Source organism: Cardiobacterium sp. (assembly GCF_057314735.1).
Genome location: NZ_DBHKZK010000007.1, coordinates 1 through 12083, shown reverse-complemented (window position 1 = coordinate 12083; position 12083 = coordinate 1). Strand labels below are relative to the sequence as shown.

Genomic DNA, 12083 nt, shown 5'->3' with positions numbered 1-12083 from the left:
TTTGTGAGGATTGCTATACCGTGCGTACCACCTGTAACCCCAGCCCTCCCCCACCGGGGGAGGGGGCAGAACGGCGGTGTTGCGCGCCTCTGTTCCCGGTTTTACGGGAGGGCATGATTTGGCTATAAAAAAACCGGACGCGAGTCCGGCCTTGGTGCTGACCTGCGGTTACAGGTTTTTGATAACGTCGGAGACGCCTTTGAGCGAGAAGCCCATGGTTTGTTGTTTGTCGCCGACGAAGGCCGCGACTTGCAGCACGTTGCCTTTTTTGATGCTGTCGAGGATGTTGCCTTCCACCGGAATTGCGGCGTTGCAGCCGCCCTGGTCGCAGAAGTCAAACGGGGTGACGACCAGCTCTTTGCCATCGGCGGCCAGTGCCATGCCCGCGCGCAGGTTCACGCCCAGCGGCACGGTGATGAATGCGACAACGCTGTTTTTGGCTTCCGGGATACGGCGCAGCAGGATGCGGCCGACCGGTTCGCCTTTTTCGTTATTGACTATCTGGATGGCGCCGCATTCGCTGCCCTGGCAGGTGCCTTTCCAGTCGCCGTAGGCTTTGCCTTCGGAGAGTTTGGCGGCGGCGGTGAGGCTGATGGTGGCGAGCGCCGCGACGGCAGCGAGTTTCAGCGTGGTTTTCATGGAATCTCCTGTGTTGGGAAAAAAACGCGGCGAAGTGTATCACGGCGGCCGCAGTGGGTCTATGTAGCTTAACTAACCGGTAAGCTGGCGCGTTATCAGGTGTTTCAGCGGCGGCAGGGCCTGCGAGAGGCGGAGTACGCCGTGGCGCAAGAGCTTCGCCGGCGGGGTTTCGCGGGTAAAGAGTTTGACGATGGCATTGGTGCCGTGGTAGAGCGGGCGGGTGTTCAACTGGTGACGGCGGTCGTAGGCGGCGAGCAGCGCCGGGTCGCCGATGTCCCTGCCCTGCCCTGCCTGGCGCAGGATGAGGCGCGAGAGGATTTCCTGGCTTTGCAGGCCGAGGTTGTAACCGTGCGCGGTGACGGGGTGCATCCCGCAGGCGGCATCGCCGATGAGCGCGCAGCGGTTGGTGTAGAAGCGGCGGGCGTGGACGCCGACCAGCGGGTAGTCATGCACGCTGCTCACCAGTTTCATCGCGCCAAGGCGGTGGTCGATTTGCGCGGCGATGTAAGCGGCGAGCGCGTCGCCGTCCAGCGCCAAGAGTTCCGGTGCCTTGCGGCTGTCGATGGTGACGACGCAGTTGGTGATGTGGTCGGAGAGCGGCAGCAGCGCGAGGGTGTTGCCGTAGAAGAAGCATTCGCTCGCGGTGTGGTCGTTGGAGTGTTCGTGTTCGAGGCGGAAGACGAGGACGTTGCGCCCAAATTCGTGGGTGTCGGCGGCGATGCCCATCGCGCGGCGGACGGAGGAGAAGCGGCTGTCGGCGGCGATGAGCAGTTTGCCGCTGATGCTGTCGCCGTTGTCCAGCGTGACTTGTGCGGCGCTGGCGTCGCTTTGGCAAGCGACAACGCGGCGGCCGGTGTGCCAGCGCAGGTTTTCCTGGTCTTTGACCGCCTCATAAGCGGCGCGGCGGATGATGTGATTCGGCACGAGGTAGCCGAGGGTGTCTATCGCCTGGCGGTGGCTGTTTTGTGTGGGTACCGGGAAATGCAGGCGGAAGGAGGAGTCGCCATTTAAGACGGAGGCGGCGCGCAGGTAATGGATTTCGCTTTCGGGGAAGCGCTGCCAGATGCCGAGGTTTTCGAGGATGGCCTTGGAGGGATGGGTGAGGGCGATTTCGCGGCCATCAAACGGCGGATCGGCGAGGACGTCCGGCTGGTGCGCCTCAACAATGCTGATGTTGAGCGAGCTGCCCGCGAGCGCGCGGCAGAAGGCGAGTCCCGCCGGGCCGGCGCCGACGACGATGATATCGGTTTGTTCTTGCATGGGTTTCTCCGGGGTAAGGGGTGATGCGCGCGGGATTATAGCATGGTGATTGGTTAACCCCGGCCAGGGCGATTTAGTTTTATGAATTATCAGGCGGGGCGGGGCTTCAGAGTTGGTCCGGGGCGGGCGGCACCGGCGGCAGCATCCGTTTGTGGCGGGAGCGTTCGTGCCACCAAGCGATTTGTTTGGCCGCCTGTTCGCTCACCGCTTCGCCGCGGAGGAAGGCGTCCAGCTCGCTATAGCGCACGCCCATTTCGTCTTCGTCGGTTTGTCCCGCCCACAGTCCGGCGCTGGGTGCTTTGGCAAGCACCGCTTGCGGCACGCCGAGCAGGCGCGCCATTTCATAGACTTGTTCTTTGCGCAGCGCGGCGAGCGGCAGGACGTCGGCGGCGCCGTCGCCGTATTTGGTGAAGTAGCCGGTGTGGACTTCGGCGGCGTTGTCGGTGCCGAGGACGACGGCGCGGTGGCTTTGCGCGGTGGTGTAGAGCAGGATCATGCGCAGCCGCGCCATCAGGTTGCCACGCAGCACGTTTTGCCGCTCCGGTTCGGGGTTCAGCACGGGCGCGAGTTGTTGCATGGCAAGGTCGTAGAGCGGTGCGATGGAGATGGTGTGGCCGCTGAGGCCTGCGCTTTTGAGGACGGCTTCGGCGTCTTGCAGGTCGGCTTCGCTGCTCACTGCGGCGGGCAGCATCAGCGCGTGTACCGGGCAGCCGGTGCGGGCAACGAGGTGGGCGCAGACGGCGCTATCAACGCCACCGCTGACGCCGAGGGTGTAGCCGTCGAGGTTATAGAGGTCGCGGCGCTGCTCTTCGAGCCAGGCGATGAGGTAGTCGATGTAGGCGGTGAGGTTCATGGGGTTTCCGGGGGTGTTTGGGGAGCGTTTTATTGCTTCGGGTTGACGGTGGGGCAAGCCCCACCCTACTTGGTTCATTTACATATGCTTGAGCGCTCAAGGTGTATGTATATTGGGGAGGGAACGGTTCTATTGCGGTTTCCCGGCGTGTTCGCGGATGAGGTCTTGTTTTAACTGCCACAGCGCTTGCGAGAGATCGACGTAGTAGCCGTGCGGGTTTTCCAGGCGGCGGATTTCGTCCCACAGGGTTTGTTGTTCGCGCTGGCAGTAGGCGCGCACGTCGGTGAGCGATGGCATGGCGGTGCTGCGCGCGCCCGCTTCCATCCACGTTTGCAGCCGTTTTTCGGCGCAAAAGCCCGTAACGGTTTTGCGTTTCCACGGGTATTCGGGGTCGAACAGTTCGTAGGGCTGGCTGTCGTTGATTTCTTCGTCGTGCAGGGTGATGACGTCGGCGATGGCTTTGCCGCCCGCGTCGTAGAGCCGCCACAGTTGTTTGTAGCCGGGGGTGGTGGTTTTCGCCAGCGTTTCGCTGATTTTGATTTTGGGGATGATGGCGCCGTCTTTTTCCAGCGCGACGATTTTGTACACGCCGCCGAAGACGGGGTTGCTTTTTGCGGTGATGAGCCGCTCGCCGACGCCGAAGTTGTCGATTGCCGCCCCCTGCTGGACGAGGTCTTTGATGAGGTATTCGTCGAGCGAGTTGGAGACGGTGATTTTGGTGTTGTGCAGCCCGGCGGCGTCGAGCATTTCGCGGGCGCGGTTGCTGAGGTAGGCGAGGTCGCCGCTGTCGATGCGGATGCCACGCAGCGCGTGGCCACGCGGCGCGAGGTATTCGTTGTGAACGCGGATGGCGTTGGGGATGCCCTGGCGCAGGGTGTCGTAGGTATCGACCAGCAGCACGGTGTTGTCCGGCCAGGTTTTGGCGTACTGGAGGAAGGCTTCGTATTCGCTGTCGAAGCTCTGCACGAAGGCGTGCGCCATGGTGCCAACCACCGGGATGCCGCTCACGTATTCGCTGTAGGTGTTGGCGGTCGCGGCGACGCCACCGATGTAGGCGGCACGCGCGCCGTAGTGCGCGGCATCGCCGCCGTGGGCGCGGCGCGCGCCAAATTCAAAGACCGGCCGCCCCGCCGCCTCATGCACGATACGCGCCGCTTTGGTGGCGATGCGCGACTGGTGGTTGAGGGTGAGCAGCAGGTAGGCTTCAATCAGCTGGCAGTCGATTAGCGGCGCGCGCACGGTCAAGAGCGGCTCGTGCGGGAAGATGACCGAGCCTTCCGGCACGGCGCGGACGTCGCCACGGAAGCGGAAGTTGGCGAGGTAGTCGAGGAATTCGGCGGTGAAGACGCCTTTGCTGCGCAAGAAGGCGATGTCGTCCGGGGTGAAGTGGAGGAATTCGAGGTAATCCAGCACTTGTGTCAGCCCGGCGAAGATGGCGTAGCCGCCGTGGTCGGGTACGGTGCGGAAGAAGTAGTCGAAATAGGCGATTTCGTGCTGCCGCCCCTGGCTGAAGTGGCTTTGCGCCATGGTGAGCGCGTAGTAGTCCATCAGCAAAACGCGGTGGTTGGCGGGTGCTTGTTTCATTCGTCGTTGCTCCGGTTGGGATTGCGGGTGTCCATCAGCTCGCCGTGGATGACGGTGCCGTCTTCGCGCGTGGCGGTGACGTCGTTATCTGGCGGCGCTTCGTGTTCGTAAACGTTGCCTTGTTGTTGCCAGGAAAAGGTGCTGTACACCGTCTGCGTCGGCAATACGCGCAACAGCAACCCGGCAAAGAGGGCGCGCAGCGGCGGCACGAGGAAGACGAGCGCCAGCGCACTGCTGATAAAGCCGGGGATGAGCAGCAAAACGCCCGCGGTCATGCGGTACACACTCTCGCGGGCGACGTCGCGGCCAGGGGTTTCGGCCATGCGCAACACGGCCTGTTGCTGGCTGCGCAGCAGCCACGAGCCGATGGCGCTGGAGAGGAGCAAGAGGCCGAGGGTGGCGAAGAAGCCGATTTTGCTGACGACGGCAATCAGCGCGACCAGTTCGGCGACGCCCCAAAGGCCAAGCAGGGCAAGAAAGGGCATGGTGTTCTCCCGTTGAAATCTGGCGCGGATTATACCCGCTTGTGTATCCGCGCCGGAATGGCAAGGGCGCCAACCCGGCGCCCTGCAAGCAGGCGGTTATTCAGATTTCTTGTAACGCCCGCACTTTTTCTTCTTCGCCAAAGGACAATGCCAACGCGACCGCGTGTGCGCCCGCGATAGTCGTCTGGTAGAAGACTTTGTGCATCAGCGCTTCGCGGCGGATGGTGTAGCTGTCGGCGATGGCTTTTTTGCCGGCGGTGGTGTTCACAATCATCGCGATGTCGCCGTTGATGATGTGATCGACGATGTGCGGCCGGCCTTGTGCGACTTTGTTCACCCGTTCGCAGGCGATGCCGTTTTCCTGCAAGTGCGCGGCGGTGCCGCCTGTCGCGACAATGTTGTATCCGGCGGCGGTGAGCAGGCGCGCCACTTCCACCGCTTTTGCCTTATCGTCGTCTTTGACGGAGATGAAGACGGTACCGCCGGGGGCGGGCAGGCGTTCGCCCGCGCCACGGATGCCTTTGTGGAAGGCTTCGGCGAAAGTCGCGCCCAAGCCCATCACTTCGCCGGTGGATTTCATTTCCGGGCCGAGGATGGGGTCAACGTTCTGGAATTTGGCAAAGGGGAACACCGCTTCTTTGACCGCGTACAGCGTCGGGCGGATTTCGTCGCGGATGCCTTGCGCGGCCAGCGTTTGTCCGGCCATGCAGCGCGCGGCGATTTTGGCGAGCGGTCGCCCGGTCGCCTTGGAGACAAACGGCACGGTGCGCGAGGCGCGCGGGTTCACTTCGAGGATGTAGATGGCATCGCCTTTGACCGCAAATTGCGCGTTCATCAGGCCGACGACGCCGAGGGCGCGCGCGAGCGCTTTTGCCTGCGCCTCGATTTGTTCGCAGATGGCGGGGGCGAGGCGGTAGGGTGGCAGCGAGCAGGCGGAATCGCCGGAATGTACGCCCGCCTGTTCGATGTGCTCCATCAGCCCTCCGAGGATGACGGTTTCGCCGTCGCAGATGACGTCGATATCCACTTCGATGGCGTCGTCGAGGAAGCGGTCAAGCAGTATCGGCGCGTCGGGCGAGACGTGCAGCGCTTCTTTCATGTAGTTTTCGAGGTCGGTGTCGTTGTGGACGATGTCCATCGCCCGCCCGCCGAGGACGTAGGACGGCCGCACCACCAGCGGGTAGCCGATTTCTTGCGCCCTGGCGAGGGCTTCGGCGGTGCTGGAGGCGGTGCGGTTCGGCGGTTGCAGCAGTTTGAGTTCGTCGATGAGGTGCTGGAAGCGTTCGCGGTCTTCGGCGCGGTCAATGGCGTCCGGCGGCGTGCCGATGATGGGGACGCCCGCCGCTTCCAGCGCGCGCGCCAGTTTGAGCGGGGTCTGACCGCCGTACTGGACGATGACGCCGTCGGGCTGCTCAATCCGCGCGATTTCCAGCACGTCTTCCAGCGTCAGCGGCTCGAAGTAGAGGCGGTCGGCGGTGTCAAAGTCGGTGGAGACGGTTTCCGGGTTGCAGTTCACCATGATGGTTTCGATGCCGTCGGCGCGCAGGGCGAGCGCGGCGTGGACGCAGCAATAGTCAAATTCGATGCCCTGACCAATGCGGTTCGGCCCGCCGCCCAATATCATGATTTTGCGGTTGTTGCTCGGTGCGGCTTCGCAGAAGCGCTCGTAGGTGGAGTACAAATAGGCGGTGGCGCTGGCGAATTCGGCGGCGCAGGAATCGACGCGCTTGTACACCGGGTGGATGGCGTAGTGTTCGCGCAGCGCGCGGATTTCCGCTTCCTTGACACCGCAGCATTCGGCGAGGAAGACGTCGGAAAAGCCGGCGCGTTTGTAGGCAAAGAGGCGGTCGGCGTCGTCCAGGTAGGGCAGTCCGCCGTCGCGCAGTGGTTGTTCGAGGGCGACCAGCTCGGCGATTTGCGCGATGAACCACGGGTCAATGCGGCTCAACTGGTGCGCTTCCGCCACGCCCATCCCCTGCCGCAGCGCTTCGGCGAGGTAAAAAATGCGCTCCGGCGTGGCTGTCGCGACCGCTTCTTCAAGGTCATCGACCGCCGCCGGGCGGTTCAGGCCGCTGTAGCCGTTTTCCAGGCCGCGCAGCGCCTTGTTCAGCGATTCCTTGAAGGTGCGGCCAATCGCCATCACCTCGCCGACCGAGCGCATTTGCGTATTGAGGCGGTTGTTGGTCTGCTTGAACTTGGCGAAATCAAAGCGCGGGATTTTGGTGACGACGTAATCAATCGCCGGTTCAAACGACGCAGGCGTGACGCCGCCGGTGATTTCATTCTTCAGCTCGTCCAGCGTGTAGCCGATGGCGAGGCGGGCGGCGACCGAGGCAATCGGGAAACCGGTCGCTTTCGACGCCAGCGCCGAGGAGCGCGACACGCGTGGGTTCATCTCGATGACGATGATGCGGCCATCGTGCGGATTGACGGCGAATTGCACGTTTGAACCGCCCGTTTCCACGCCAATCTTGCACAAAATGGCGATGGAAGCATCGCGCAGCGCCTGATATTCCTTGTCGGTCAGCGTCTGCGCCGGGGCGACGGTAATGCTGTCGCCGGTATGCACGCCCATCGGGTCAAAATTCTCGATGGAACAAACAATTATCGCGTTGTCCGCCTGGTCGCGCACCACCTCCATCTCAAATTCTTTCCAGCCGAGCAGCGACTCCTCCAGCAGCACCTCATGCGTCGGCGACAATTCCAGCCCGTGCGCGGTAATCTGTTCAAATTCATCGCGATTATAGGCAATGCCGCCGCCCGAACCGCCGAGGGTAAACGACGGGCGGATAATGACCGGAAAACCCAGCTCTGCCTGTGCCGCGCGCGCCTCGTCCATAGAATGCACCGCAAACGACTTGGCGCTGGCAAGTCCTATCTCGCTCATCGCCTGCTTGAACAAATCGCGGTCTTCCGCCGTCTCAATCGCCTTGACCGACGCGCCAATCAGCTCAACGCCGTACTTTTCCAGCACGCCGTGTTTGGCCAAATCCAGCGCGCAGTTCAGCGCCGTTTGCCCGCCCATCGTCGGCAAAATCGCGTCCGGCCGCTCCTTGGCGATAATCTTCTCCACCGTCTGCCACTGAATCGGCTCAATATAAGTCGCATCTGCCATCTCCGGGTCGGTCATAATCGTCGCCGGGTTGGAATTGACGAGAACGACGCGCAGCCCCTCACTACGCAGCGCCTTGCACGCCTGCGCGCCCGAATAATCAAACTCGCACGCCTGACCGATGACAATCGGCCCCGCGCCAATAATCAGTACAGAATTCAAATCACTACGTTTGGGCATGGGAAAACTCCGAAAGACAACAAAAACGGCGAAATTTTCGCACAAAATGCGAATAACCGGGCGAAACGCGGCAGAAAAAGCGACACGAGCGCGCGCAAAAGGCCTTCCTGGCAGCGTGTGCCGCGAGGGCGGGCTATTCGGGCAATGATACGGTTGGCTGCGATTCAGATGACTTTGGAAAAACGCTTGCTGTTTTCTGCCTTGTGCAGGTAGGCGTCGAACACCATCGCGATGTTGCGGATGAGCAGGCGGCCAAGCGGCTGGACGTCCACGCGGTTGCCGTCGATTTTGATGAGGTCATCGGCGGCGAGCGGTTGCAGCGCCTGCCATTCGCGCGCGAAGTATTCTGACGCGTCAATCTGCCAGCGCGCGCTGACGGCGGCGAGGTCAAGGCGCAGGTTGCACATGATTTCGGTGATGACGTGGTGGCGGATGTGGTCGTCGCGGCTGAGTTCGATGCCGCGCAGTACCGGGATGCCGCCGTTGTTCAGCGCCTGGTAGTAGCGGCTGCGCGCTTTTTCGTGCTGGCTGTAGCAGCCGTCGAGCATGCTGATGGCGCTGATGCCGAAGCCGAGCAGTTCGCAGTCGGAGAAGGTGGAGTAGCCCTGGAAGTTGCGGTAGAGCGTGCCGTCGCGCTGGTGGCGGACGAGGCTGTCGCCGGGCAGGGCGAAGTGGTCGAGGCCGATAAATTCGTAGCCGCCGCCGGTGAGTTGTTCGATGGTCGCTTGCAGCAGTTGCAGTTTGGTCGCGGCATCGGGCAGATCGGCGGCGTTGATTTGTTTCTGTGCGCCGAAGATGTGCGGCATATGGGCGTAGTTGAAGACGGCAAGACGGTCGGGCGCGAGTGCGCGGATTTGTTCGAGGGTACGGCTAAAGGTGCGCACGGTTTGCAGCGGCAGGCCGTAGATGAGGTCGGCGCTGATGCTGTGGTAACCGGCGTCGCGCGCGGCGGCGATGGTGTCGCGCACGTGTTCAAAGCCCTGGATGCGGTTCACCGCTTTTTGTACCGCCGGGTCGAAGTCCTGCACGCCGAAGCTGACGCGGTTAAAGCCCAGCTCGCGCAAAAAGCGCAGGTCGTCCGGGCTGACGGTGCGCGGGTCGATTTCGATGCTGTATTCGCCCGCATCATCGGCGGCGAAGCGGGGGAAATGTTCGTGCAGAATGGCGAGCAGGCGGCGCAGCTGCGTGTGGTTGAGGAAGGTCGGCGTGCCGCCGCCGAGGTGCAGTTGGATGACGCGGCGCGACGGGTCAATGTGCGCCGCCTGGCGGGCGATGTCGCGCTCAAGCTGGTCGAGGTATTCGTCGGACTGGTCGTGGTTGCGGGTGATGATTTTGTTGCAGCCGCAGTAGTAGCAGACGTGTTCGCAGAAGGGGATGTGGACGTAGAGCGAGAGGTCGCGCCCGGCGGCGTTGCCCACCTCCAGGTGGCGGACGTAGTCGGCGGCGGTGAAGCGGTCATGAAATTCGACGGCGGTCGGGTAGGAGGTGTAGCGCGGGCCGCTCTGGCTGTATTTGCCGATGAGTTCGGCATCGAAGTAACGGGTCATGGTGGTGGCAGGTGTGAAAAATGGCGCGATTGTAGCAGCGCGGCACGGTGGCGGCATTGACTTGGGTTTTGTGCGCCAGCGCCACCCGCTCTTGCTATACTCGCGCCCCCATTTACACCGCAAAAACCGCCATGATGAACCCCATCCGCCGCCTCCATCTTGATCCCTTCCTTGCCATGATCCTGCTGATGGTACTCGCCGCGACCATCATTCCGGCGCAAGGCATCGGCAAAACCTTCTTCAAACACCTCACCACCGCCGCCATCGCCCTGCTCTTTTTCATGCACGGCGCCAAACTCTCGCGCGAAGCGGTGCTGGCGGGCGTCGGCCACTGGCGGCTGCATCTCTTGGTGCTGGCGACGACGTTCGTGCTGTTCCCGCTGCTCGGCCTCGCCCTGCGCCCGCTGGTGCCGGCGGTACTCACCGCGGAAACGTATCAGGGTTTCCTCTACCTTTGCGCCCTGCCGGCGACGGTGCAATCGGCCATTGCCTTTACCTCGGTCGCGCGTGGCAACGTTGCCGCCGCCATTTGCAGCGCCGCTACCTCCAGCCTGCTCGGTGTGTTTCTCTCGCCGCTCCTGGTCGGACTGCTGCTGAGCGCGCAGGGGCAAACTGACCTCGCCAGCTCCATCAGCGCCGTCATGCTGCAACTGCTGCTGCCGTTCGTTCTCGGCCATCTCTCGCGCCCGCTCACCGCCAACTGGATTGCAAAAAACCGCCGCCTCATCAAAATCACCGACCAAAGCTCGATTCTGCTCGTCGTCTATACCGCCTTCAGCGAAGCGGTGCTGGAAGGCATCTGGAGCCGGGTCAGCCTTGGCACGCTGCTGGTCATCGGCATCGTCTCCTTCGTCCTGCTCGCCGTCGTCCTCGTCTTCACCACCTACAGCGCGCGCGCGCTCGGCTTCAACAAGGCCGACGAAATCACCATCGTCTTCTGCGGCTCGAAGAAAAGCCTCGCCAACGGTATCCCGATGGCAAACATCCTCTTTCCGCCTGCCAGCGTCGGCATCCTTGTGCTGCCGCTGATGCTTTTCCACCAAATCCAGCTGATGATTTGCGCCGTACTGGCGCAGCGCTACGCCCAACGCCCGCAGGATGACTGAGCCATGTCCTTCCTCACCAAAATCGAACAACTGAACAGCGCCGACCTTGCCGCCTACCGCCCGCTCATCCTCGACGGCGACCCGGTCGGCCTCATCTGGCGCGACAACCTCGCCCGCCTGCGCGATCACGACCTCGATTTGCGCGACGACGGCGACCGCCTCGTCTGGCACGCGCCCGCCGCTTTCGCCGCGCGCAATGCCATCCTCGCCGACCTCGCCGCTGCGCTTGCCCGCGAAGGCTACGTTAGCGGCTGGCGCAACGAACAACTGCCGCTGCTCGCCAATCTGCACCGCCCGGTGCGCGCACTGATAGAGCGCGCCGCTGCGCCGGTGATTGGCGTCTGCGGTTACGGCGTCCATCTGAACGGCACCACCATGCGCGACGGCGTACCGCATATGTGGATTGCGCGCCGCGCTGCCACGAAAAGCGTTGAACCGGGCAAACTGGATCAAGTCGCCGCTGGCGGCATCCCCTACGGCATCGGCGTGTTTGAGAACCTCATCAAGGAAAGCGACGAAGAAGCGGCGGTTCCCGAACATCTCGCGCGGCAGGCGCGCCCGGTCGGCATCATCAGCTACACCGCGCAGACCGAAAATGGCATCCGCGCCGACACCCTCTACAACTACGATTTGGAACTGCCGCCCGATTTCCACCCGCATAACCGCGACGGCGAAGTCGGCGAATTTCTCTGCCTGCCGCTGGATGAAGTCGCCCGTCTCGTGTGCGACAGCGATGAATTCAAACAAAATTCCGCCGTGGTCGTCATCGACTACCTCATCCGCCACGGCTACCTGACCCCGGACGACACTCCGGACTATCCCGTCCTCTGTCGTGGCATCCACCACCGCCACCCGCAGATGCAGAGCTAAACGTCTTTTAACAAAAACAGCAAACTAGAAAAACACGCGGAAAACCCCTTGCATAACAGGAATATTTTGGCATAATGCGCGCCCTCAAACGGGCAGACGGGTCGTTAGCTCAGTGGTAGAGCAGTTGGCTTTTAACCAATTGGTCGAAGGTTCGAATCCTTCACGACCCACCATTTCATCCCGTCCCTGCAAGGGTCGTTAGCTCAGTGGTAGAGCAGTTGGCTTTTAACCAATTGGTCGAAGGTTCGAATCCTTCACGACCCACCATCACGGGCCGTTAGCTCAGTTGGTAGAGCAGTTGACTCTTAATCAATTGGTCAAAGGTTCGAGCCCTTTACGGCCCACCAGATTCTCGTTAAACCCATTACGTTTCAGCGTAATGGGTTTTATTTTTGGTGGTGTCCTAAAATGTATGCTGCCTCAAACAAATCCGTAGTTGATATAGAA

At 62.1% G+C, this 12083-nt stretch carries 9 protein-coding genes and 3 tRNA genes; 5 read left to right on the top strand and 7 right to left on the bottom strand.

The window, feature by feature from the left end; translation table 11 throughout:
* Positions 1-168 precede the first annotated feature (168 nt).
* From ACO54Z_RS00340 to hemN, 7 genes are all read right to left on the bottom strand, one after another.
* Entirely contained in the window at positions 169-639 is a 471-nt protein-coding gene (locus ACO54Z_RS00340; RefSeq protein ID WP_298079821.1) for an invasion associated locus B family protein, read from the bottom strand.
* 72 nt (positions 640-711) lie between these two features.
* Positions 712-1899, bottom strand: a complete 1188-nt coding sequence (ubiM, locus tag ACO54Z_RS00335) for a 5-demethoxyubiquinol-8 5-hydroxylase UbiM (RefSeq protein WP_485995229.1) — start codon at positions 1897-1899, stop codon at positions 712-714.
* 106 nt (positions 1900-2005) lie between these two features.
* Positions 2006-2752, bottom strand: coding sequence for an NAD(+) synthase (gene nadE / locus ACO54Z_RS00330; RefSeq protein WP_485995228.1), 747 nt, complete (start codon positions 2750-2752; stop codon positions 2006-2008).
* Positions 2753-2881: 129 nt separating this feature from the next.
* A complete protein-coding gene (locus ACO54Z_RS00325) occupies positions 2882-4336 on the bottom strand; it encodes a nicotinate phosphoribosyltransferase (protein WP_485995227.1) in 1455 nt (484 codons plus the stop codon).
* Positions 4333-4821: an FxsA family protein gene (locus ACO54Z_RS00320; protein ID WP_485995226.1), complete on the bottom strand. Its 489-nt coding sequence runs from the start codon at positions 4819-4821 to the stop codon at positions 4333-4335. The genes ACO54Z_RS00325 and ACO54Z_RS00320 overlap by 4 nt, the downstream gene beginning before the upstream one ends.
* Positions 4822-4921: 100 nt before the next feature.
* Complete coding sequence (gene carB, locus ACO54Z_RS00315; protein ID WP_485995225.1) at positions 4922-8113, bottom strand: carbamoyl-phosphate synthase large subunit; 3192 nt, start codon at positions 8111-8113, stop codon at positions 4922-4924.
* 164 nt (positions 8114-8277) lie between these two features.
* Complete coding sequence (gene hemN / locus ACO54Z_RS00310; protein ID WP_485995224.1) at positions 8278-9660, bottom strand: oxygen-independent coproporphyrinogen III oxidase; 1383 nt, start codon at positions 9658-9660, stop codon at positions 8278-8280.
* Between the two features lie 134 nt (positions 9661-9794).
* Between hemN and ACO54Z_RS00305 the strand changes: the two genes are divergently transcribed.
* The 5 genes from ACO54Z_RS00305 to ACO54Z_RS00285 all read left to right on the top strand — a co-directional run bounded on the left by ACO54Z_RS00305 (position 9795) and on the right by ACO54Z_RS00285 (position 11983).
* Positions 9795-10766, top strand: coding sequence for a bile acid:sodium symporter family protein (locus ACO54Z_RS00305; protein WP_485995249.1), 972 nt, complete (start codon positions 9795-9797; stop codon positions 10764-10766).
* Between the two features lie 3 nt (positions 10767-10769).
* Entirely contained in the window at positions 10770-11636 is an 867-nt protein-coding gene (locus tag ACO54Z_RS00300; protein ID WP_485995223.1) for an NUDIX hydrolase, read from the top strand.
* Positions 11637-11734: 98 nt separating this feature from the next.
* Positions 11735-11809 (top strand) — tRNA-Lys (locus ACO54Z_RS00295).
* Positions 11810-11828: 19 nt separating this feature from the next.
* A tRNA-Lys gene (locus ACO54Z_RS00290) sits at positions 11829-11903 on the top strand.
* A gap of 4 nt (positions 11904-11907) precedes the next feature.
* Positions 11908-11983, top strand: a tRNA-Lys gene (locus tag ACO54Z_RS00285).
* The last annotated feature ends 100 nt before the right edge of the window (positions 11984-12083 follow it).

Coding starts and splice junctions, on each gene's coding strand:
- ACO54Z_RS00320 (WP_485995226.1), bottom strand. CDS start 4,821: ATGCCCTTTCTTGCCCTGCTTGGCCTTTGGGGCGTCGCCGAACTGGTC.
- nadE (WP_485995228.1), bottom strand. CDS start 2,752: ATGAACCTCACCGCCTACATCGACTACCTCATCGCCTGGCTCGAAGAG.
- ACO54Z_RS00325 (WP_485995227.1), bottom strand. CDS start 4,336: ATGAAACAAGCACCCGCCAACCACCGCGTTTTGCTGATGGACTACTAC.
- hemN (WP_485995224.1), bottom strand. CDS start 9,660: ATGACCCGTTACTTCGATGCCGAACTCATCGGCAAATACAGCCAGAGC.
- ACO54Z_RS00340 (WP_298079821.1), bottom strand. CDS start 639: ATGAAAACCACGCTGAAACTCGCTGCCGTCGCGGCGCTCGCCACCATC.
- ubiM (WP_485995229.1), bottom strand. CDS start 1,899: ATGCAAGAACAAACCGATATCATCGTCGTCGGCGCCGGCCCGGCGGGA.
- ACO54Z_RS00300 (WP_485995223.1), top strand. CDS start 10,770: ATGTCCTTCCTCACCAAAATCGAACAACTGAACAGCGCCGACCTTGCC.
- ACO54Z_RS00305 (WP_485995249.1), top strand. CDS start 9,795: ATGAACCCCATCCGCCGCCTCCATCTTGATCCCTTCCTTGCCATGATC.
- carB (WP_485995225.1), bottom strand. CDS start 8,113: ATGCCCAAACGTAGTGATTTGAATTCTGTACTGATTATTGGCGCGGGG.